Origin of the sequence: Sorangium sp. So ce834, from assembly GCF_051521425.1 — a bacterium.
GTDB classification, from domain to species: domain Bacteria; phylum Myxococcota_A; class Polyangia; order Polyangiales; family Polyangiaceae; genus Sorangium; species Sorangium cellulosum_D.
Genome location: NZ_CP150351.1, coordinates 796,757 through 818,674 on the forward strand (window position 1 = coordinate 796,757; position 21,918 = coordinate 818,674).

17 protein-coding genes are annotated in these 21,918 nt (G+C 73.8%); 7 read left to right on the top strand and 10 right to left on the bottom strand.

Annotated features, from left to right (window positions below; all coding sequences use genetic code 11):
• Window positions 1-27: 27 nt before the first annotated feature.
• Window positions 28-2,124, bottom strand: a complete 2,097-nt coding sequence (locus WMF20_RS03000) for a VWA domain-containing protein (protein WP_437610509.1) — start codon at window positions 2,122-2,124, stop codon at window positions 28-30.
• Complete coding sequence (locus tag WMF20_RS03005) at window positions 2,121-3,065, bottom strand: DUF58 domain-containing protein (RefSeq protein ID WP_437610511.1); 945 nt, start codon at window positions 3,063-3,065, stop codon at window positions 2,121-2,123. The genes WMF20_RS03000 and WMF20_RS03005 overlap by 4 nt, the downstream gene beginning before the upstream one ends.
• A 274-nt stretch (window positions 3,066-3,339) precedes the next feature.
• Here WMF20_RS03005 and ftsH point away from each other — a divergent pair, with 274 nt between their 5' ends.
• Window positions 3,340-5,199 carry an ATP-dependent zinc metalloprotease FtsH gene (gene ftsH, locus WMF20_RS03010; RefSeq protein ID WP_437610513.1) on the top strand — a complete coding sequence of 620 codons (1,860 nt, stop codon included), beginning with the start codon at window positions 3,340-3,342 and terminating at the stop codon, window positions 5,197-5,199.
• A gap of 32 nt (window positions 5,200-5,231) precedes the next feature.
• Here ftsH and WMF20_RS03015 read toward each other — a convergent pair whose 3' ends face one another.
• The 3 genes from WMF20_RS03015 to WMF20_RS03025 form a co-directional block, all read right to left on the bottom strand.
• Window positions 5,232-6,656, bottom strand: coding sequence for an Ig-like domain-containing protein (locus WMF20_RS03015; protein WP_437610515.1), 1,425 nt, complete (start codon window positions 6,654-6,656; stop codon window positions 5,232-5,234).
• 62 nt (window positions 6,657-6,718) lie between these two features.
• A complete protein-coding gene (locus WMF20_RS03020; RefSeq protein ID WP_437610517.1) occupies window positions 6,719-7,966 on the bottom strand; it encodes a serine/threonine-protein kinase in 1,248 nt (415 codons plus the stop codon).
• The gene (locus tag WMF20_RS03025; RefSeq protein WP_437610519.1) at window positions 7,963-8,943 is read right to left on the bottom strand and encodes a LysM peptidoglycan-binding domain-containing protein; all 981 of its coding nucleotides are present in this window, start codon (window positions 8,941-8,943) and stop codon (window positions 7,963-7,965) included. The genes WMF20_RS03020 and WMF20_RS03025 overlap by 4 nt, the downstream gene beginning before the upstream one ends.
• A gap of 116 nt (window positions 8,944-9,059) precedes the next feature.
• On the opposite strand from WMF20_RS03025, the gene WMF20_RS03030 reads away from it, so the two are divergent.
• Entirely contained in the window at window positions 9,060-10,058 is a 999-nt protein-coding gene (locus WMF20_RS03030) for an OmpA family protein (RefSeq protein ID WP_437610521.1), read from the top strand.
• A gap of 114 nt (window positions 10,059-10,172) precedes the next feature.
• Here WMF20_RS03030 and WMF20_RS03035 read toward each other — a convergent pair whose 3' ends face one another.
• The 3 genes from WMF20_RS03035 to WMF20_RS03045 all read right to left on the bottom strand — a co-directional run bounded on the left by WMF20_RS03035 (window position 10,173) and on the right by WMF20_RS03045 (window position 14,347).
• A complete protein-coding gene (locus WMF20_RS03035; RefSeq protein ID WP_437610523.1) occupies window positions 10,173-11,045 on the bottom strand; it encodes a hypothetical protein in 873 nt (290 codons plus the stop codon).
• A 148-nt stretch (window positions 11,046-11,193) separates the two neighbouring features.
• The gene (locus WMF20_RS03040; RefSeq protein ID WP_437610525.1) at window positions 11,194-12,696 is read right to left on the bottom strand and encodes an ArnT family glycosyltransferase; all 1,503 of its coding nucleotides are present in this window, start codon (window positions 12,694-12,696) and stop codon (window positions 11,194-11,196) included.
• Window positions 12,689-14,347, bottom strand: a complete 1,659-nt coding sequence (locus WMF20_RS03045; RefSeq protein WP_437610527.1) for a helix-turn-helix domain-containing protein — start codon at window positions 14,345-14,347, stop codon at window positions 12,689-12,691. The genes WMF20_RS03040 and WMF20_RS03045 overlap by 8 nt, the downstream gene beginning before the upstream one ends.
• Window positions 14,348-14,550: 203 nt before the next feature.
• Here WMF20_RS03045 and WMF20_RS03050 point away from each other — a divergent pair, with 203 nt between their 5' ends.
• Both WMF20_RS03050 and WMF20_RS03055 read left to right on the top strand, forming a co-directional pair.
• The gene (locus WMF20_RS03050) at window positions 14,551-15,774 is read left to right on the top strand and encodes a DUF1015 domain-containing protein (RefSeq protein WP_437610529.1); all 1,224 of its coding nucleotides are present in this window, start codon (window positions 14,551-14,553) and stop codon (window positions 15,772-15,774) included.
• Window positions 15,775-15,806: 32 nt separating this feature from the next.
• Window positions 15,807-16,244 (top strand): rhodanese-like domain-containing protein, encoded by a 438-nt coding sequence (locus WMF20_RS03055; protein WP_129572933.1) that lies wholly within the window; start codon window positions 15,807-15,809, stop codon window positions 16,242-16,244.
• A 65-nt stretch (window positions 16,245-16,309) separates the two neighbouring features.
• Here WMF20_RS03055 and WMF20_RS03060 read toward each other — a convergent pair whose 3' ends face one another.
• Window positions 16,310-16,885, bottom strand: a complete 576-nt coding sequence (locus tag WMF20_RS03060; protein WP_129572934.1) for a hypothetical protein — start codon at window positions 16,883-16,885, stop codon at window positions 16,310-16,312.
• 121 nt (window positions 16,886-17,006) lie between these two features.
• Here WMF20_RS03060 and WMF20_RS03065 point away from each other — a divergent pair, with 121 nt between their 5' ends.
• The 3 genes from WMF20_RS03065 (at window position 17,007) to WMF20_RS03075 (ending at window position 20,503) form a co-directional block, all read left to right on the top strand.
• Entirely contained in the window at window positions 17,007-17,786 is a 780-nt protein-coding gene (locus WMF20_RS03065) for a glycosyltransferase (RefSeq protein WP_437610531.1), read from the top strand.
• 216 nt (window positions 17,787-18,002) lie between these two features.
• A complete protein-coding gene (locus WMF20_RS03070) occupies window positions 18,003-20,138 on the top strand; it encodes a HAMP domain-containing sensor histidine kinase (protein WP_437610533.1) in 2,136 nt (711 codons plus the stop codon).
• Complete coding sequence (locus tag WMF20_RS03075) at window positions 20,135-20,503, top strand: response regulator (protein WP_044985472.1); 369 nt, start codon at window positions 20,135-20,137, stop codon at window positions 20,501-20,503. The genes WMF20_RS03070 and WMF20_RS03075 overlap by 4 nt, the downstream gene beginning before the upstream one ends.
• Here the strand turns inward: WMF20_RS03075 and WMF20_RS03080 are convergent.
• A complete protein-coding gene (locus tag WMF20_RS03080) occupies window positions 20,491-21,504 on the bottom strand; it encodes a squalene/phytoene synthase family protein (protein ID WP_437610535.1) in 1,014 nt (337 codons plus the stop codon). The two genes, WMF20_RS03075 and WMF20_RS03080, sit on opposite strands and share 13 nt — an antisense overlap.
• Window positions 21,505-21,918: the final 414 nt, after the last annotated feature.

A 21,918-nucleotide genomic window follows, 5' to 3' on the forward strand; every position in this document is an offset into this window, starting at 1 on the left:
GGGCCGCGCCGAAGGCGGCCGCCGGCCTCAGCCCGCCCGGAGCTCCGCCGCCTCCCGCCGCCCGCCGAGGGCGCGCAGCAGGAGCTCGGCCGCGAGCAGCGCGAGCAGCAGCAGCGCGACATACGGCGATCCGTCGATCGAGGCCGACATGCCGCCCAGCTCGGCCGCGCGGGCGCTCTCGGCGACGCGCCGGGGGCGGAGATCGATCTCGCGCTCCGGGACCGAGACGACGCGCGTCGAGCGCTCGCCGTCGAGGGTGAGCTCGTAGAGCCCGGCGAGCGGGGGCGAGACGCGCAGCCGCCGCTCGACCTCCACGACGGGGAGCGCCTCGCGCCCCGCGGGCCCCTGGCCGCGGTCGACCTGCACGCGCTCGACCTTGACGTCGTGGTAGCCGTCGAACGTCCACGTCTCGCCCGCGGCGAGCCGCCGCGCGCCGCCGCGGGCGCGCGCGGCGCCGACGAACCCGTCGAGCAGCGAGAGGAACGCCGGCCGCAGCGCGACGTCGCTCTCCTCCGTGCTGAGCGGCAGCGTCATGAACAGCACGACGCCGCGCCCGAGCGGGCGGCGCACGAGGAACGGGGCGCCGTCCGACCACCGGGCGAGCACCTCGGCGCCCTCCGAGGCCTCGGCGCCCAGCGTGGCCCGGCCGCGCGGGGCGACGTCGGCGAGGCCGGCCGCGGACGGGCCGAGCCAGCCCGCCGTGGCCGGATCCACCCCGCGCGCCGGGGACGCCGACCAGCGGACCACGCCGGGCACCAGCGGCTCGAACCCGGCGCCGAGCGGCGCCGCGGCGGCGCGCTGGCCGAGCGTGAGGAGCGCGACGCCGCCGCGCTCGACCCACGCGGCGAGCGAGCGGCGCACCTCGGGCGTGAAGCCGGGCGCGTCGTCGACGATGAGCCCCGCGTGCGCGGCCAGCTCGTCCGCGTGCTCGGGGACCGAGGGCAGCGGCCTGATCTGCGCGTCGAGATCGAGCGCCGAGAGCGCCTGCTCCAGCGGCGGCGGGCCGCCCGTCTCGACGTGCGTGGCCGCGGGGTCGACGACGACCGCGATCGAGAGCGGGCCGCCGGCAGAGATGATCGGCGCGCGGTCGTCCTCGGCGATCGCGTCGCCGCCGGTGAGCGCGGCGATCAAGAGCTCCGGCGTCCCGGGGGGCAGGTCGATCGTGAGCTCCTCGGCGCGCAGCGCCGGATCGAGCGCGACCTTGCCGATCACCGCGTCGCCGGCGCGCACCTCCAGGGACCGCCCCGCGGCGGCGGACGCGCCCGCGGCGGCGGAGGCGGCCGGCGCCGCCGCGCCGCCGTCGCGCTCCGCGGCGGGGAGGTCGGGCCCGGGCGCGGCGGCCTGCGGGGCGGTGCAGACGACGCGGACGCGCGCCTTCTGGCTGGACCGATCCGCGCGCACGATCCCGCAGTCCTGTCCCGCCGCCTCCAGCTCCTCGAGCGGCACCCACGTGGCGATGTCGGGGGTGCCCGAGATGGGCGGGGCGCCGGGCGCGCCGTCCGCGAGGTCGCTGAGGAGCACGATGCGCTTGTCGCTCTGGGGCAGCCCCCGGAGCAGATCGCGCGCGAGATCGAGGGCGCCGTCGAGGTCGGTGGCGCGGTCCGACGGCGTCACCGCGGCGAGCGCGTCGGTGACGGCGGCGAGGTTGGTCGTCGACGCGAGGGCGACGCGGGCCGGGGCGCCCGCGAGGACGAGCGCCGCGGCGTCGCCGGGCGCGAGCCCGCCGGCGAGCTCGCGCGCGGCCGTGAGCGCGCGCTCGAACCGCGAGGGGCCGGCGCGCTCCGCGCCGCCGCCGCCCGGGCGCGCGCGCATGCTGAGCGAGTCGTCGACGACGATGGCGAGCGCGACCGACGCGCCGGCCCTGCGGCTGAGCGACAGGTGCGTGCAGCGCAGGAGCGGCGTGGCGCCGAGCACAGCGAGCGCGAGCACCGACACGGCCCGGGTGGCGAAGAGGGCGCGGTCCTCGAGGAGGCTCCGGCGCCGCGCCGTCGGCGGCGTGGGCGGGACCAGGCGCGCGGGCGGGAACGGCCGCTCCTCGGCGCGTCGGCGGCGCAGGAGGTGCGCGGCGATCGGCGCGCCGACGAGGAGCGCGACGAGCAGCGCGCCGAGCGTGACGAAGCTCATCGCCGCACCTCGGCGATCGCCTGCACCAGGGCGCGGACGACGTCGGTCGGGGGATCGGCGCTGGTCGCGCGGAGCAGGCGGCCGCCGCGCGACGCGAGCGCGCGCGCCCAGACGTCGGCGAGGGCGTCGAGGCGCGCCTTGTACTGCGCGCGGACCGCGCCCGCGTCGGCCTCCACGACGGCGCCGCCCTCGAGCGCGCGGAGGCGCACGTTGCCCTCGAAGTCGAGCTCCGCCTCGCTCGGGTCGAGGACCTGGAGGGCGATCAGCGTGCGGCCGCCGGTGCTGAGCGGCGTGAACGCGGAGAGGGCGCGCTCCGTGCCGGATTCATGAGCGAGATCGAGCAGATCCGAGATGAGCAGGACGACGGCGCCGCGGCGGGCCTTCTTCGCGACGGGCGCGAGCGCGCGCTCGATGGCGCCCGCGTCGCCGCTCCAGTCCTGGGCGGCGGAGGTGGCCTCGAGGGCGCCCACGATCCGCTCGAACGCCTCGCGCCCGGCCATGGCGGGCAGGCCGTGGGTGCCGGCGCCGCCGAGCCACGCGAGGCCCACCGGGTCGCCGGTGGCGAGCGCGACGCGGGCCATGGCCGCGGCGATGAGCGCCGCGTACGCGAGCTTGGCGCCGGGCGCGCGCCGGCCGCGGTAGGACATCGAGGCGGTCGCGTCGATGCACAGCCAGAGGGCGCGGTCGGTCTCGGTCTCGAACTCGCGCACCATGAGGCGATCGTGGCGGAGCAGGGCGCGGCGATCGAAGAAGCGGAGATCGTCGCCGGGCACGTAGGGCCGTTGCCCGCCGAACTCGACGCCGGCGCCCTTGCGGATGCTCCGGTGCATGCCGGCGTAGACGCCCTCGGCGACGGCGCGCGACTTGAGGCGGAGCGGGGCGAGCCCGCCCCAGTCGATGGGGAACGCGGCGAGCGAGGCGCGGTCGGAAGCGAGCGGCACAAGGGCGCTTCTTAGCCTGGATCCCCGGGGCGATCACCCGGCGGCAACCGTGGGTGGCCGAGCGGTGGCCGAGCGGTGGCGAGCGGCAGCCGAGCGGTGACCAGGCGGTAGAAGCGCGGTGGAGGCGTGGAGCCGGGGGGCGGACGCGCCGTGAAGCGCGGCCAGGCGGCTCCCGGCGGGGCTCCCCTCCCGCGCCGCTTTACCGTGTGATTTCCGGTTCTTCCGGGCCCCGGGGCTTGCCGAGGTGACGCCCGCCACACATCAGCTCCATGGAATGGCTGACGAGAAAAGGCCGGTGTCGCGCACGTGGCTCGGGTACCTGCTGATCGCCGCCGCGATCCTGGTCTTTTCCGGGATCGTCAAGCCGCCGGGGCCCCCGCTCGTGCCCTACGACGAGGCGGTCGCCGCGGTGCGGCGCGGGGAGGTCGGCTCGGCGGTCGTGAAGCCCGACGAGATCGAGCTCGTCCGCCACGCCGGCGCGCAGCGGACCGAGGAGCACGTCCGCGTGACGCGGCTGCCCGGCGTCGAGGACGAGCCGCTCGTGCGGGCGCTGCTCGAGCAGCACGTCCGCATCGAGGCGAAGAGCGCCCGGTCCTCGGCGTGGGCGCAGGCGGCGATCTGGCTCCTGCCGCTCCTGTTCATCAACGCGGCGTTCTTCATGATGCTGCGCCGGGCGGGGCAGGGGGCCGGCGGGCCGCTCGGGTTCCTGCGCAGCAAGGCGAAGATCTACGACCGGTCCAAGCAGGATCCGGTGCGCTTCTCCGACGTCGCGGGGGTCGACGAGGCCAAGGACGAGCTCGTCGAGGTGGTCGACTTCCTGAAGGAGCCGTCGCGGTACCGGTCGCTCGGCGGGCGGATCCCGCGGGGCCTCTTGCTCGTCGGGCCGCCCGGCACCGGCAAGACGCTGCTCGCGCGCGCCGTGGCGGGCGAGGCGAACGTGCCGTTCTTCTCGCTGAACGCGAGCGAGTTCGTCGAGATGTTCGTCGGGCTCGGGGCCGCGCGCGTGCGCGAGCTCTTCGAGGAGGCGCGCAAGAGCGCGCCCAGCATCGTGTTCATCGACGAGATCGACGCCGTGGGCAGGACCCGGGGCGGCCTCAGCGCCCTGTCGACCCACGACGAGCGCGAGCAGACGCTCCACCAGCTCCTCGCCGAGCTGGACGGCTTCGACGCGCGCACCACCGTGATCCTGATGGCCGCCACGAACCGGCCCGAGGTGCTCGATCCGGCCCTCTTGCGCCCCGGGCGCTTCGACCGCCAGGTCATCGTGGATCGCCCCGATCTGCAGGGGCGCGAGGCGATCCTCGCCGTGCACGCGCGGCGGGTGCCGCTCGCGAAGGGCGTCGACCTCGGGCTCGTGGCGCGCCGCACGCCGGGCATGGTCGGGGCCGACCTCGCCAAGATCGTCAACGAGGCGGCGCTCGCCGGGGCGCGGCGCGGCGCGAGCGAGATCAGCCAGGCCGACTTCGACGAGGCGCTCGACCGGTCGCAGCTCGGCCTCCGGCGCCGCGGGCAGATCATGACCGCGGAGGAGCGGCGGCGCGTGGCCTACCACGAGGCCGGGCACGCGCTCGTCGCGCTCGCGCTGCCGGCCGCCGATCCGGTGGAGCGGGTGTCGATCGTGGCGCGCACGATCGGCGCGCTCGGCGTCACGATCCAGGTGCCGCGCGGCGAGCGCCAGCTGGTCACCGAGCAGGAGCTCGAGTCGCGCGTCACGGTGATGCTCGGCGGCAGGGCGGCGGAGGAGATCGCGCTGGGCCAGGTCTCGAGCGGCGCGCACGACGATCTCGGGCGGGCCACGGCGCTCGTCCGCGAGATGGTGACCCGCCTCGGGATGAGCCGGCGCCTCGGGTTGCCCGCGCTCTCGCGCAACGTCGGCGCGCCCTTGCTCGGCGTGATCCAGGAGGAGCGCACGTGCAGCGAGGAGACCGCGCGCGAGGTCGACGAGGAGGTGAGGGAGAGGCTCGGCGAGATGTACCTGAAGGCCAAGCAGCTGCTCGTCGATCGCCGCGAGGGCCTCGAGGCCGCCGCGGAGGCGCTCGTGCTCAAGGAGACCCTCCGCGGCGAGGAGCTGGAGCAGATCGCGGCCGTGTCGACGCGCCGGAAGATCTCCGTGGGGTCGCCGAGCGCGGCCTGAGGCGCGCGCCGCGCGGGGCCGGGATCCGGGGCTCAGGCCGCGCGGCGCCGTCGCCTGAGGCCGCCCGCGAGCGCGGCGAGCGACAGCCCGACGGCCGCCCACGCCCGGTCGCCCGCGCCCCCGGCGGCGCGGCAGCCGCAGCCGCCGTCCTCTTCCGCGAGCGCGCCGCCGTCCGGCCCGTCGTCCGGCGGCGCGACGCCGATCCCGCGCACCGTGATCTCCTGCACGGGATCGCTCGGGTCGTTCGACGTGACGCGGACGGTCGCCGCGAACGCGCCGCCGGCCTTCGGCGCGAAGCGGATCGCGAAGTCGACCGCCGCCTCGGGGTCGATCTCGAGCGCCTCGTCGGCGAGCTCGAAGCTCTCCGGATCGTCCGTCGTCACCGCGACGTCGAGCAGCGCCTCCCCTGCGTTCGACAGCTGGACGATCTCCACGTTGGCCCGCCCGACCTCGACCGGGCCGAAGTGGATCTCCCGCTTGTCCAGCGCGAGATCCGGGAGCGGCACATGGACGCGCTCGCTCTCGAAGATCCACGCCCGCTCGGTGAGGGGGAAGTCGAGCGGGATGTCGGCGATCGGGATCGACCACTCGCGGCCGAGCAGGCTGACCTTGAACGCGGGGATGAGGTGGAGCGTGCCCTCGTAGCGCACCGAGCCCTCGGGACGCACGTTGAGCTCGACCGACGGACCGCCCAGGTACTCCGTGAACGAGGCGCTGCGCTCCTTCGTGATGTCGCCCCCGCTCACCGTCGCCTGATCGAGCGTCTCGACGGCCACGCGGTGGGTCACGTAGCGAGCGTCGACATCCATGGCGACGTCGAGCTCGAACCTCCCCTCGATCCCGGGGATCGAGCCGCCGATGAGGTCGCCGAGGGAGACGGACGCGAGCCGCTGCGGCGCGGTCGAGCTGGCCATCGCGATGCCCGGCTCCCAGCCCCAGGCGTCGAACGGCTCGCTCTCGTGCACCTGGAAATCGATCTGGGGCACATAAGGGATATCGCCCGTCCACTCGAAGTCCTGGCCGAGGACGGAGATGCCGATGCGCCCCTCTGCGCTGACGTCGAGCCCGTAATCGCAGCTGAACGTGCCTCCGCCCTGGTCGCCGGGGGCCGCGAGCGCGAGCGCCTCTGGCCACGACGCCTCGAGCGCCCCGCTCAACGAGAGCTGCGTGTTCGCGTAGACCGCGGCCCGGAGGTTCACTTGCAACGGTGAGCCCGGAGGGACCCAGCCCGTAGCGAAGTCGAGCTCGAGCGGGATTCCCTCCCTGCGCTGGAAGGTGAGCGCGCCCCGCTGGCAATAGAACGGGTCGTCGGCGCACGGCGCAGCGAGCGAGTCGTAGGCCGACGCGGCCGCGGGGGCGAGGAGGGTGAGCGCGGCGGTGGCGCAGGGGAGCGCGCGCCGGGGCCGGGCGGAGCGGGAGGCCTCGAGATCAGCGTCGCCGGACAGCAGAGAACGCATGTTAGCGATTACCACGATCCGCGCGCTCCTCGCCATAGCCGCATTCCAGGGGTGCGGCGTCGTTAACGTGCCCCGAACAGCGTGCCGACCACGATGCCAGCGGCCGCGCAGAGGATGGCCACCACGGTCCAGAGGAGCCGCTCGCGCGAGGCGCGCTCCGGCGTCGCCGCGGCCGCTGCGCCGCGGCCGAGCGCGTCGCCGCGCGCCGCGGCTCGGCCCGCGGGCAGCGCCCCGATCCCCTGGCTCTCCCGGGGCGGAACCGCGGGAGCGACGTCCGCGGTGGAAACGTCGTTCTGGGGCGTCGCGGCGTGGTCCAGGCCGGTGCGCTCGAGCCCGAGCTCGGTGATCGAGATGGCGTCCGCGAGGCCCGTGGGGGTGTGGCCCACGACGCGCCGCTCGCGGCAGGCGCGCAGGGCGTCGGCGAAGGCCCGGGCGCTCGGGTGCCGCTCGGCGGGGTCCTTGGCGAGGGCCCTCAGGATGACGGCCTCCAGGCCGGCCGAGATGAGCCCGTCGCGCTTGCCGGAGCGCGGCGGGAGCGGCTGCTCGGTGATCTGCGCCGTCATGACGGCGATGGGCGTCCGTTTGCTGAACGGCACCGCGCCGACCACCATCTCGTAGAGGATGCAGCCGAGCGCGTAGATGTCGCAGCGCGGATCGACGTCCTCGCCGCGCACCTGCTCCGGCGCCATGTACTCCGGCGTCCCGAAGATCATGCCCTGCTCGGTGAGCCCGGTCGTCATCTGCTCGCCGTGCACGACCTTCGCGAGCCCGAAGTCGACCACGCGGACGCGGCCCGCGAGCGGCGACGGCGCGCCTCCAGGTTGCCCGCCCGGCGGCGGCGCGCCCGGGCGCTCGATGAGCACGTTGGCCGGCTTGAGGTCGCGATGGACCACGCCCGCCGCGTGCGCGGTCTCCAGCGCGGCGCAGATCTGGAGGGCGATCTCGATCGCCCGGTCGACCTCGATCGGCGCGTGCTCCCGCAGGAGCTCCTCCAGCGAGCTGCCGTCGATGTGCTCCAGCGCGATCGTGAGCAGCCCGCCCTCCTCGACGAAGTCGAGCATCCGGACGACGTGCGGGCCCTCGAGGCGCTTCAGGATGGCGGCTTCCCGGTGGTAGCGCCGGAAGATCTGCGGCGCGCCGGAGAGGTGCCGGTGGATCACCTTGAGCGCGACGCGCCGGCCGTCCTCGTCGCGGGCGGCGCGGTAGACGACGCCGGAGGTGCCCTCGCCGACGACCGACTCCACGGTGTACCGCGACGCGACGCGGTGCCCGGGGGCGAGGCGATCGGGCGCCGGCGGCGGCGAGGTCACCGCGCACCACCCGCGTCCGCGGGGTCCGTCGGCGCGGGATCCGGCGGAGGCAGCCGGAGGTGCTGCTCGGTGAACGAGGTGCAGGCGCGCACGATCTTCGGGCTGAGCTCGATGGGGTCGAGCCGCGCGGTCGGATCGTGCTCGCGCCACGCGGCGCAGGCGGTCTCGGCGAGCCCGGTCGCGTCGAGCGCGACGTAGGCCTCGAGCAGGTGCCGGTGCAGCGTGGCGATCTGCATCCGGGCGAGATCGCCGTAGCCGAGCAGCCGGCTCGCCCGCGCCACCGCGTCGATGTAGCGGCCGCTCCGCACGTCGCTCGCGAGCTGCGGCAGCTCGGCGTCGACCCGCCGCTGCGCCTCGCGCGCGCGGCCCGCCCCCTCGGAGCGCACGAGCGCGCCGGCGCTCGCGGCCTCGGCCTTGCCCTCGGCCGTGAGCGGCAGGTCCGTGAGCGGCACGAGGATCACCATGCCGCGGCGCAGCGTGTCCTTCTTGAAATGGTTGTACTTGTGGAGCATCCACGCGTTGTCGCGCTTGCCGAGGAAGCGATAGGCGATGGTGAGCAGCGTGTCGTGCTGTCCGACGACGTACCGGAGGTTGTACGGCACGATGATCTCCTGGCCGTCGGTCGGCTCGATCCAGGGCATCGTGTCGTTCGAGAGGGCGAGGACGTCGCTCCGGTCGGCGGCGCCGAGCAGGCGCTCCGCGAGGATCGCCCAGGTCTCGCCGGCGGTGACGCGGTGGTGGCCGAGCGCGGGCACCTCCAGCCGCAGGCCGGGCATGATCGGCACGCCGGCGCCCGCGTCGAGCGCGTTCGCGGCGACGAGCACCTGCTCCATCTGCACGCGCCCGTAGGTGCGCTCCGCGATCTGCGCGAGGGTCTCTCCCTCGCGGACGACGTGCGGGAACGCCGCCGCGGCGCTGGCTGCCAGCGTCGTCGCGGCCAGGGCGCCCGCGGAAACCCAAGTTCGCCGAGAGCTCACGCCGGCGAGGGTACCAGGGGATCGCCCGGCGTGGGGCGGCTCGTTCGGCGGCGGCCGCGGGACGTTCGCCGCGATTTCGTCGCGCCGGCGGTTTCGTGCCAGAGTGCGCGCGACGCATGAACACCACGACGACGGCCGGTAAGATCCCGGCGTGGATGTCGCGGCGCTGGCCCGCCGCGGCGAGGCTCCTCACGGCCGCCCTGCTCGGGCTGGCGACGCCGGGCTGCCTCGTCCGGCAGGACCTGTACGACCAGGCGCGCGCGGAGATCCAGAGAGAGCGCGAGGCGGGAGAGCGGGCGCGCGCCGAGGCCCAGCTCGCCCGCGCCGAGGCGGCGCAGCGGTCGGCGCAGGCCGCCGCGATCGAGGCGGAGCTGTTGCGGCTCGCGGACGATCTCCGGGCGCGCGATCTCCAGCTGTCCGACGTGACGACGACCGAGGCCGGGCTCGCGCGGCGGCTGGACGAGCTCGCCGCGATGAACGAGGAGCTGTCGGCGCGGCTCCGGAGCGCGGGGCAGAGCGTGGGCCAGCTCGCGAACGAGCGCGGCAGCCTGTCGGCGGAGCTCGCCGAGGCGCGGGCCAAGGTCGACGAGCTGCGCCGCCACCAGGCGGCGGCCGAGGCGCGCGCGGCGCGGATGCGCGACGCCGCGAGCCGGCTCCAGGCGACGGTGGACGGCGGGAAGATCCGCGTCGGGATCCGCGGCGGGCTGCCGCTGCTCGAGATCTCGAGCGACGCGCTGTTCGACGGCGCGAGGACCGAGGTCAAGCCGGCCGGGCGGAAGCTCCTGGCCGAGGTGGCCGGGGCGCTCCGAACGATCGCCGATCACCGCTTCCAGGTCGTCGGGCACACGGACGACCGGAAGGCGAGGGGCGCGAACCGCGCGTCGAGCTGGGACGTCTCGACGGCGCGTGCGGCGGCGGTCGTCGAGGTGCTCATCGAGGGCGGGGTGTCGCCGGAGCGCCTGTCTGCGGCCGGGGCCGGGGAGTTCGCCCCGGTGGCGCCGAACGCCTCCGAGGAAGGGCGGGCGAAGAACCGGCGCATCGAGATCGTCCTGCAGGCCGAGCCGGAAGGGGCGGGGAAGGCGCCCGGCGAGGCGGGGGCGGCGACGGCGCCCTGAGGGGTGCGAGAGCGGCCCCTTCGCTCTCCGGCCGGCGTCCCGGCGCGCACCGCGGCGAGGCCGTGCGCGTCGTAGGAGCCGGCGGTGGGGTGGGGGGCCGGTGCCTGGCCGTCCTCAGCTCGGGTCGTCGAGCACCTCGGCGAGCGCGGCCGCGGTGACGGCCTTCTCGATCCAGCGCTCGAGGCGTTCCGGGTCCTTCTGGGCGACGATGCGCTCGCGTGCCGCCTCGGGCACCGCGATGCCGCGAGCCCGGAGCACGCTCAGCAGGGCGCGCACCGCTCCCTCGATGCGCCCCTCGTCACGGCCCTGCGCGACGTACTTCTTCGCGAAATCGCTCTGGTACTCGTAGCCCTTCATCATGGCCTCCAGCGCCCGGCGGGCCGCCTCGTTCAGGGAATTGTATAGGAGATCGTAGTAGAGCCGGGCGCGTTCGTCATCGAGCCCCTGGATCGCAGGCAGCACGGCCCCGGCGATCGTTGCGCCTTGCTCCGTCTCGCCGTGGGCCATTGCGGAGAGCACCCCCAGCTCCGGTCGACGGACCGCTTCCGCCGGGTCCGTCACGACCGGAACGTTGCTGCGACGGAGCACGGGCGGGCGCAGGACGAAGCCTGGCACACCGATCTCGATCGGCTGCGCGCACCAGTCCGCGACGAGGGGGTCGGGCGCGACGACGAGCAGGCCCGCCTGACAGCGGTGCTGATCGCGCGAGACCGTCAGATAGGCGGGCCAGCTAAACGGCTTGTTGTCGTCCTTCCTGAGCTGGACCTCGACGATGATGACCCGCACTGGCTTGTCCCCATCGAGGAGCACGACGACGACATCGGCCCGGTACTCGGCGGGCGTGGTCTCGGTCAGATCGATGGAGGCGACTCGGGCCTCGCTGTACGTCGGGAGCGCGACGCCGAGGACCTCGACGAGGATCTCGGCGGCGAGGGAAGGTCGGTTTCTGAAGAGATCCACGAGGACCTCGTGGCGCATGGAGACCATGGCGAGGCGCCTTCGCATAGGCCCGGACAGAGGGCCAACCACCCGGCGTGCGACGATGACGCCGGGGGCGCCCGGCGATGCGTCCGTGCGATTCCAGAACGAGCGCGCGGCGAAGTCCGTATTCAACGCATCGGGCTTGCTGCAAGCCTCAACCCATCGTGCGGTCTGCCGCCTCCTGCCCTGCTTCGCGCGTCGCCTCCCCACGCCGCAGCGCGCACGCCGCCAGGATGCACAGCGCCGGGGTCACCACCATGTGATACCGATCCTCGCCGAAGAACACCGCGTGCGTCAGCGCCACCGAGGCGACCGCGAACGCGAGGTAGCCGACGACGCCCCCGTTCGCGGGCCGGCCCGGCAGCGGCAGCGCCGCGAGGAGCGGGATCGCCACCGCGAGCGGCCAGAACGCGTGCTCGTCCCCGAGCACCCCCCACGCGACGAGCCCGAGCACCGCCGCGAGCGCCAGCAGCTGCGCGACGAGCGCCCGCCACGGCCTCGGCCGCGGCAGCGCCACCACCCCGAGCCCCGCGACGGAGAGCAAGGCGAGGTGCGACGTCGTGAGCACCCGGCGCCACGCCGCGCGCCGCCCCTCGGGCCACGCCGCCGGGTTCGCCTCGCCCAGGTACCCGACCGGGAACGACTCGTGATCGAACGTGAAGCTCAGCTTCTTCGGGATCAGGCCCAGCCAGCGGGATGGATCGTTCTTGATCCACCGCAGCCCCTCGGCCATCCAGCAGCGGTCCTGGGCCACCTGTCCGCGCGCGATCGGGCAGCCGTCCCCGGCGCGCAGCGTCTCGAAGCGGCCCGTCGCGCGCGGGAACGCGCCGATGGCGAGGTTCCAGCCGCCGTTCGTGGAGACGAGCGCGCAGCCGTCCATCACGCGGCAGTTCCGGATCGTCCACGGCGCCACCACGGCGAGGGCCGTCGCGGTCGCGAGCGCGGCCGCGAGCGCGCCGCGCCGCCACGCGGCCCGTACCCCGCCGGTCGCCCCGCCCGGGCCGCCGCGCGCGAGCAGCGCGAACGCCGGCGCGCAGAGCAGGCTCTGCGGCCGCACCAGCGTCGCCAGCCCGAGCGCCGCGCCCGCGAGGATCGCGCCGCGGACCGGCCGCCCGCGGGCCGCGTCGCGCGCGAGCAGCCACGGCGCCGTCACCAGGCCGAGCGCCGCGAGCGGCTCGGTCATGACGAGCGCAGCATAGAGGACGAGCCCCGGCGAGAGCGCCGCGAGGAGCGCCGCCGCGCGGGCGCGCGCCGGCGTGGTCGCGTACCGGGCGAGGCGATGGAGCACGACGACGAGCAGCGCGCCGGTCACCGCGTTCGCGACGGTCGCCACGTGCGGCCCGGCACCGAACAGCTTGTAAATGAGGCCCAGAAAGCCGCTGTAGCCGACCGGGTAGTGGCACCACGGGTGCCACACCGCCTGGCCGCCGACGATGAGATCGTCCGAGTAGCCGAGACCAGCGGCGATCCGGCGCGCGCCGAAGTCGTAGTAATGGCCGTCCCACACCGGCTCGTGCGCCCACGCGATCGCCACGTAGAGCCGCGGCAGGAGCGCGAGCACGAACGCGAGCGCCGAGAAGGCGAGATCCCCGCCGGCGCCCGGCGCCTCCCCGCCCACGCGCGCGGCCTCGGCGCCGGCGCGCGCTGCCTCAGCCATGCTGCCTGGGGCGTGTTCCGGCGGAGATCTCGCGCAGTCGGCGCATGTAGGTCTTCGCCACCTGGGCCGGATCGAGCCGCAGGAACTTCGCGATTTCCTGAATGAATCCATGGACATAGACGGGCGCCGGCAGGTCGCCCATCGCCTCGTTCTCGATCGCCTGGAGGTGCGCGAGCGAGATCTTCGTCCGCTGCGAGATGTCGGTGAGCTCGACCCCCTGCGACTCGCGCACCTTGCGCAAGAGCGCGCCGCTGAACTGCGTCTCGGCGTTGATCTCGCGCGCGAGCTCGGCCTGGAGCATGGCGAGCTCGGCCGCGGCGGCGGCGTTCTCGGCGCGCGCCGGGCCGAGCGGCATGCGCGGGTCGTCCGGGTAGGTCGAGAGGTCGTAGGCGCGGCGGCGCACCGGATCGAGCAGCGTGTCGTGCGCCTCCTCGATGCGCGCCTGCTCCTTCTGGAGCACCGCGGGGCTCAGCACGCTGACGACCGGCAGGCTCCCCTCGCGGTAGATGTCGCGCTGCCGCTTGTAGGCGCGCCGGATCTCGTCGTCCGCGGCCGTCCGGGCCAGGCCGAGCGCCTCGTACAGGGTGGCCGGCGCGGCGCTCTTCGAGGCGGCGGCCAGGGCGCGCGCGTGCGCCTCGGCCGGGCGCGAGTCGCGCGCGGCGAGCAGCGCGAGGATGCGCCGGGCCACGCGCTCGAGGTTGCGCGCGCTCTTCGAGGTCGGGCTGTCGATGAGGAGCGGCTGGCGGCGCCGCGCGGTCAGCCACACCGCGTCGTCGTGCTCGATGTGCCCGAGGTAATCGAGGGAGATGCCGAGGAAGCGCTCCGAGACGGCGCTCATCGCCGGGCCGAGCTCCAGGTCCGAGCGGTGCCGCGTCTGGCTGACGACGAGGTGCGGCTTCACCCGCGGCAGCTGCGCGGCGGCGAGCGACGCGACCCCCTCGTCGAAGCGCTTCACCTCCATGATGAAGTCGCGCGGCGTCGCGAGCGCCGGGAGCGACGAGGCCACCTTCTCGACGAGCCGGATCTTGAAGCGCTCCTTCATGAGCGCGCGGCGCAGGGTGCGCTGGTAGAGCGCGCGGCAGAAGCGGTAGGAGTGCTCGACCGCGAGCGGCTCGGGCGTGGTGACGCAGATACTGACGTCGGCGTGCAGGAAGAGGTCGAGCGTCGAGGAGCCGGTCGCCGCGCCGAGGCTGACGATGACGTAGTCGACGTCGAGCTCCTGGATCATCTTCATCCAGTAGGCGGCGCGGCTCGGCCGGAGCGGCGTGGCCGTCATCGGGTCGTACGCGGTCGGGACGAGCCGGAGCCCGGGCACCGTGGTCGCGATCGGCTCGGCCTTGCCCTCCTCGATGTCCTCGCGCGTGACGAGCGGCGGCGCCTCGATCCCGAGCGCCGCGTGCAACCCCGGGCTGTAGGCGTCGGTGTCGATGATGATCACGTCGCGCCCGAGCTGCGCGAAGTACACGCCCAGGTTGACCGCGAGCGTCGCCTTCCCGACGCCCCCGCGGCCGCCCCCGACGGCGATCACCCGGCGGGATCGCGAGCTGGAGAACGAGGGGACCTCGCCCGGCAGGGCGAGGTCGTCGTCCGACGAGCCGGGCGGGAGGGTCGAGAAGCGCGACGGAGGGTAGGACTCACCGGAGCTGGACAAGGTTCCTCTTCGTGCGGCGTGCGGGGGGCGATGTCGGCGGCTGCGGCTGCTCGCGGAGCGCGCGTGTCCCTCTAGCACGCGCCGCGCGCCGCCATCAGCGCCGACGTCGCCGGCGTCGGCGCGGGCGCGCGCGGTCTGCTCGCCCTGCTCGGCGCAGCCGGAGCCGTCTCGACGCGCCCCGGCCGTTGGGCTAGTCGCTCCCCGTGGCCACCGTCCGACCCTTCCGCGCTTACCGACCTCCCCAGGCGCACGCGGCCCGCGTCGCCAGCCCGCCGTACGACGTCATCTCCACCGCCGAGGCGCGCACGCTCGCGGCCGGGGGCCTGCACAGCTTCCTCCGCGTCTCCCGGCCCGAGATCGACCTGCCCGAAGGGACGGACGAGCACGACGACGCCGTCTACGCCCGCGGCGCGCAGAACCTCGCCGACCTCATCGCCAGCGGCGACCTCGCGCAGGACCCGGAGCCGCACCTCTACCTCTACGCCCAGAAGATGGGCGATCACCGGCAGATCGGCGTCGTCGGCTGCGCCTCGGTCGCGGAGTACGAGCAGGACGTCATCAAGAAGCACGAGAAGACGCGCCCCGACAAGGAGGACGACCGCACCCGCCACATCGAGGAGCTCGGCGCCCACGACGAGCCGGTGTTCCTCACGTACCGCGCCGACGCGGGCATCGACCGCGCCGTCGCGGCGGCCACGCAGTCGCCGCCCATCTACGATTTCACGACCGCCGACGGGGTCGAGCACAAGCTCTGGGTCCTCGGCCGCGCGGCGACCGCCGACCTCGAGGAGCGCTTCCAGGCGATCCCGACGCTCTACGTCGCCGACGGCCACCACCGCAGCGCCGCGGCGGCGCGCGTCCACAGGAAGCTGCGCGGCGACGGCGGCGAGCACGACGTCTTCCTCGCCGTGGTCTTCCCGCACGACCAGATGAACATCATGCCGTACAACCGCGTCGTGCGAGACCTCGCCGGCCGCAGCGCGGAGGCGATCCTCGCCGCCCTCGGCGAGCGGCTCGACGTCGCGCCGGCTCAGGACGGCGCGGCCGCGGCCCCGGCCGGCCCGCGGGCCTTCGGGCTCTACCTCGGCGGCCGCTGGTTCACCGCGAAGGCCCGCCCGGGGTCGTTCGACGCGAACGACCCGGTGGCCTCGCTCGATTGCTCCATCTGCCAGGACCAGATCCTCGGCCCGATCTTCGGCGTCAGCGACCCCCGCCGGGACAAGCACGTCGATTTCGTCGGCGGCATCCGCGGCATCGCCGAGCTCGAGCGGCGCGTCGACTCGGGCGCGTTCACGATGGCGATCCGCCTCTATCCGACGCAGATCGGCGAGCTGTTCGCGGTCAGCGACGCGGGGCTGCTCATGCCGCCGAAGAGCACGTGGTTCGAGCCGAAGCTCCGCAGCGGGCTCTTCATCCATACGTTCTGACGACAGCGCCGCGCCAGAGGTAGACTGCGCCCATGGCGGACATCAAGCGCGTATCACCCGAACAGGCAAAGAGGCTCATCGACGAGGAGGGGTATCTCTACCTCGATGTCCGGAGCGAGCCGGAATATGCGGCCGGGCACCCGAGCGGCGCGCACAACGTGCCGCTCATGCACGCCGCCGCCGGCGGCATGAAGCCCAACCCGGACTTCCTCGATGTGGTCTGCTCCCTCTATCCCAAGGACGCGAAGATCATCGTGGGCTGCCGGTCCGGACAGCGCTCGATGCGCGCGGCCGAGGCCATGGTGTCCGCCGGCTACACGGCCGTCATCGATCAGCGCGCCGGCTTCGAGGGGCCGCGCGACGCGTTCGGCGCGCTCACCGAGAAGGGGTGGGGGCCCGCCGGGCTGCCGGCCGAGACGACCACGCCCGGCGCGTCGTACGCCGAGCTCCGGCAGAAGGCAGGCAGGTGACGGCCCCACCGGGCCCCGCAGGCGATGACAACCGCGCGCGCGGCGCTCACGGCCGCGCGCGGTCGTCATCGCCGCAATCCATCGTAATCGAGCGCCGCGCGCTCCACGACGTCCCAGTCCCGGGCGGCCCGCTCCGCCTCGGCGACCAGCTCCGCGGTGAACATCGACAGCCCCCAGAGGCCGCCCTCGCGCCGCCGGAACGGGTAGCGCGTCCCCCGCGCGGTCTCCACGACCGCGCGATCGCCGTCGACCTCGACCCGCGCGACACCGGACAGATCCCGGCGGAGGCGGGCGATCCAGCCGAGCCGCGCCGCCATCTCGACCCAGACGTCCGCGCCGTCGGGCGCCTCGGCGTGGGCCCTGTACAGCGCGAGCAGCTTCGAGCGCTCCGGCTCCGGGTAGCTTTCCTGAATCCGGTCGCTCGTCTTCTGTCGATGGTCGCGGATGTCGTGGCAGGCGCGCTGCGCCTCATCGTCGAGGGCCGTGAAGGTGGGCCGGACGTCGCCGCGGCCGAGCGCGCTCGCGAGGCGGAGATACGCCCTCTCGGGGGTCGTGTCGCCGGGATGGCGCATGACGGTGAAGCCCGTGAGCCCACACGCGGCGGCGGTGATCCCCAGGGCGATGGCGGTGCGGCGGTGCATGGCAGGAGCGGTGTGGAGCGGAGCGCGCTCCCTCTACCACGCCCGGGCGCGCAGGGGCTCGCGGCGCGCGACGTGGCGCCGAGCGCGTTGCCGAGGGCCGCGCCTTCCGCTAGGAACCCGCGTGCTCCACGGTGCGCGCGTCGCAGTGGTCATCCCCGCGCGGGACGAGGCCGGGTGGATCGCCGAGGCGGTGGGGGCCGTCCCCGCCTTCGTCGACCACGTGATCGTCGTGGACGATGCCAGTCGAGACGGCACTGCCGAGCTCGCGCGCGGGACCGGGGACGAGCGCCTCGAGGTCGTCGTGCACGCCGAGTGCCGCGGCGTCGGCGCGGCGATCGTCTCCGGCTACCGGCGCGCTCGCGCCCGCGGGGCCGCCGCCGTCGCCGTCATGGCCGGCGATGGGCAGATGGACCCGCGCGACCTCCCCCGCGTCGTCGCCCCGATCCTCTCGGGAGAGGCCGATTATGTGAAGGGCGATCGGCTGCGGCACCCCGACGTCTTCCGCGTCATGCCCCTCCCGCGGCTCGCGGCCACGGCGGCGCTCGCCGCGCTCACCCGCCGCGCGGCGAGGCTCGACGCCCTCTCCGACAGCCAGTGCGGGTACACCGCGATCTCGTCCCGCGCGATCGACGCGCTCGACCTCGACGGCCTCTGGCCCCGCTACGGCTACCCGAACGACCTGCTCGCCGCGCTCGCGGCGCGCCGCCTCCGCGTCCGCGAGGTCAGCGTGCGCCCCGTCTACCGCGGCGAGGCGAGCGGCTTGCGCGCGCGCCACGTGATCACCATCCTTTTCTTGATCGCCAGGAGCGCCATAAGGCACCGCCTGAGCTCATCAGGGAAACCGAAAGATCGCCCAGGCCAGGACGGAACGCGTGAGTCGGAGTCGAGCGAATCGACATGAGCCGTCGCTCAAATAGGTCGACAATCCGCGCATCGGTTCCATAGCAAAGCGGCCTGGCGACCTGACTCATCGGCTTGGCGCGGCGGACCCCACAGGCGCGGACCCCGCAGCCATGCTTCAACATGGGGGGTGACGGACGTGGCGATCAGCCGAGCCGCCTGGTCTAGAATCTGGAATCCGGGGAGGGCCCGGACTCCATCCTTCACCCCCCGGGTCGTGGCCTATGCGTTCGGCATCGAGCTGCCGTATAGCCTGCTCGTCCCGGTCGCTCACCTGCGGCTCCTCGGCGTCGTGGACTCGTCGGTCCAGGCGCGCATGCTCGGGCTGATCGGGCTCATGTATGTCGTGAAGACGGCGGGCCTCGTCGCGCTGCTCGTCCACATGCTCCGTCCGATCGAGCACCTCCGGCGGTACGCCGTGGCCCACCCGCTCCGGAGCGGCGCGGGCGTCGAGGAGCTGGGCGGCGCGGCGCCCCCGGAGGAGCTCATCCTCGCCGCGGCGAACGCCGCCTACGACACGCCGCTTTCGTTCGCGACGGTCTGGGCCGTGTCCTGGGCGCTCCTGTACCTGCCCGTCACCGTAGCGTTCTACTACATCGCGCCGGACCAGAGCCCGCTCGACGTCCAGCGCGGCGTCGCGCTGGCCCTGTTCGCGCTGGCGCTCTTCGCGGCCGCGCTGCCGCTCGCCTACAGCATCCTCGGCCGCCTGCTCTCGCCCGCCGCCGGCGTCATCTCGCTCATCGCCCGCGAGCGCGGCCTGTCCGTGCCCGGCAAGGGCTACTCGCTCGCCGTCCGCCTCGTGATCCTCGGCGCCTGCCTCGCCATCGCGCCGACGAGCTGGATGGCGGCGATGGTGCTCGGCGAGACGGCGGGGCCCGCCAAGCCTGGCCTGAAGCTCACGCTGGCCATCTTCTCGATGGTCGCGGTCACCTGGGCGCCCGTCTGCGCCGGCTTCCTCGCGGGCGCCCTGGCGGGCCCGTTCCAGCAGGTCGCCGCGGTCATCCAGAAGATCGTCCAGCGCGGCGAGGTCGACCGGCTGGAGCGGATCCCGGTCTACTTCAAGGACGAGATCGGCGCCCTGGCGGGCGGCGTCAACGCCATGGTCGATCGCCTGGAGGAGTCGTCCCGGCGCATGCGCAGCTACCTGGCCGAGCGCGAGCGCCTCTTGCAGGACGCGGCGCAGCGCGCGGCGCAGCTCGGCGCCGTGCTGGACAACCTCGTCGAGGGGGTGTTCGCGTGCGACCGCCAGGGCCGGCTGACGATGATCAACGCCTCGGGGCTCAGGCTGCTCGGCCTGTCGGGCCGCTCCGAGCAGGCCGGCCGGATCGTCGAGGAGGTGATGGACCTCAGTCGGATGCGCCACACCGACGGCCGCGCCTTCACGCGCGACGAGCTGCCCATGGTGCGGGCGCTCGCCGGCGAGACCATCGTGCAGGAGGAGCAGGTGCTCGCGAACGGCCGCGCGGGCCGGGACGTCTTCCTGCGCACCAGCGCGGCGCCGATCCGCAGCGAGGGCGGGGCGATCCTCGGCGCGGTCACGGTCGCCCGCGACGTGACGGAGCTCATGGAGCTCGATCTCGTCAAGGACCAGTTCATCCGGGTCGGCGCGCACGAGCTCAAGACGCCGGTCGCGATCATGAAGGGCTACGCGCTCGCGCTCCTGCGCAACACGAGCGACCTGCCGGCGCCCCGCCGCAAGATGCTCGAGGCCATCGACCGCGGCGCGGACAGGATCAACCGCATCGTCGACGATCTCCTGGCGATCTCGCAGGTCACGCTCGACGTGCTCCAGGTCTCGGAGGAGGACGTCGATCTGAAGGAGCTCCTGGAGGAGACGGTCGACCGCGTGGCCAAGTCGGCGAGCCGCCACCGCGTGCGGCTCTCGCTCGGCGCCGAGCGGCCGCCCGTCGTGCGCGCCGATCCGGAGCGGCTGCGCCAGGTGCTCGCGAGCCTGCTCGACAACGCGGTGAAGTACTCGCCGGACGGCGGCGACATCGACGTCAGCGTCGCCGTGGCCGAGCGCGCGCCGGTGTCCTCGCCGCCCCGCTGCGACGCCGCGCTCTTCTCGCAGCGCCACGGCTCGACCCCCGGCTTCGAGGCGGTCGTGTCGGTGCGCGACCGGGGCGTCGGCATCCCGGCGCACAAGCAGGAGCGGATCTTCGAGCGCTTCTTCCGTGCCCACACCGACACCCGACACGACTACGGCGGGATGGGCATCGGGCTGTTCCTTGCGAAGGACATGATCACCCGTCACGGTGGTCGCATCTGGTTCGAGAGCGAGGAGGACAAGGGCAGCACGTTCTATTTCACCGTCCCACTCAGCAGCGAGGCCACCGCGGTGGACCGACGATGAGCGAAAGACATGCAAAGACGGTGCTCTTGGTGGAGGACGACGCGGACCTCGTGGCGCTCGTCTCCCTCGTGCTCCAGGAGGACGGCTACCGGGTCAAGATCGCGTGCAACGGCCGCGAGGCGCTGGCCAAGCTGGAGCACGATCTCCCGGATCTCATCCTGCTCGACATGAAGATGCCGGTGATGAACGGCCCGGAGTTCGCGCGCGAGCTCGAGGTGCGTCACGGGCGGCAGGCGCCCATCATCGTGCTCACCGCCGCGGCCGACGCGCACCGGCGGGCGGCCGAGGTCGGCGCGGACGCGTGGCTGGGCAAGCCGTTCGACCCGGACGCGCTGCTCTCGACGGTGAGGCGTTACGCGGGGTGAGCGCGGGGGAGCTGCCGCCGCTCGGCGAGGTCGCGCCGCACCTCGGCCCAGTACCGCGCGGGGAACCGGCGGTGATCGAAGCCGGTCGCGCGGAACACCCGCGCGATGCGGGCATAACGGCGCAGGCTCCACTCCCTCATGATCTCGAGCGAGGGGTGGAGGCCGCGCGCGCCGATGAACGGCGCTGCCCGCGCGTAGAGCGAAGGCATGACCTCCTCGAGCCAGGACCGCATCAGGCGCTGGTATCCGGGCAGCTCGACGCACCGTCCGGAGATCACCTGAGCGCGCGTGACGCCGTGGCGCGTGAGCTCCTCCTCGGGCAGGTAGCAGAGGCCGCGATCGGCGTCTTCCTGCATGTCCCTCAGGTTGTTGAAGAACTGGTCGAGCCGGCCGAACTCCCCGGCTGCGTCCCAGTGCTCCTTCGTCAGGAACGGAACCAGCTGGAAGATATGCCCTGACAGCCGCGCCAGCATGGTGTCGTGCTCCTTCATCGTGCGGATGAGGAGCCCGGGAGCGTGGTAGTCGGCGAGGGCGCGCAGGTAGGCGTCCCAGGCGGCGAGCGCGCGCACCTGCATGTCGTCCTGGTCGGCGGGGGGGTCGTGTCCTGGGCCGATCGCGTCCCGGAGCCACAGCGCGCGGATGGCCGAGAGCTCGCTCGCGAAGGGGCAGCTCGGATCGACGAAGCCGCGTGAACGGAGCAGCCTCCAGGCCTCCATGAACCGGCTGAAGCGCCGCTCGTGGGGCTCGATGCGCTCGTTCTCGGCGAGGCGATCGACGATGCGGATCCAGCGGATGCGGTCGAGCCACGCCTGCTTCACGTCCGGATCGAGGCCGAGCACCCAGGCGGCGTTGTCCTCGTCCTTCAAGGCGTCGTCGGACAGCGCGCGATAGTGCGATGAGCCGACGACCGCGGAGATGGTCTGGTAGGCAGTCCGCTCCGACGCCGGCGCCGCGGCGGGCAGGCAAGGCAGTCGGGGGGAGATGGGTTGAATAGGTTTCACGACGTCGAGTGCCGAACGTTGATGGTGACTGTTTCCGGTGTCGCCCCGGGCTCGCGCGCGAGCGTCGGTGATTATGGGCATGGCCCAATCTGGCTACTTGGGATCACCTGTGTTGATGATGCTCGTGGCCCTCAGTCTTGTAGAACTTTCCGCTCCTCCGCCGGATGCGGGGTGACGCGTGCTCGCCTTCCTTTATGAGACCTTATAGTCTCCCAGTCGACGCGGAAATTCGTCGTCCAGGGCACGGGCTCCGCAGATAATGCATGGATTCCCTGTGCGTTTTTGCCCATGTGTTGGGAGCGCGCCGGCAATGATCGTCGGTGTATACCCTGGGTTCATACGTTGTCCAACGGATAAGACCGGGATTGGCTCGACGTTTTCGCTTCTTGGTTCTCCGTCGCGGCGGCCTCTCAG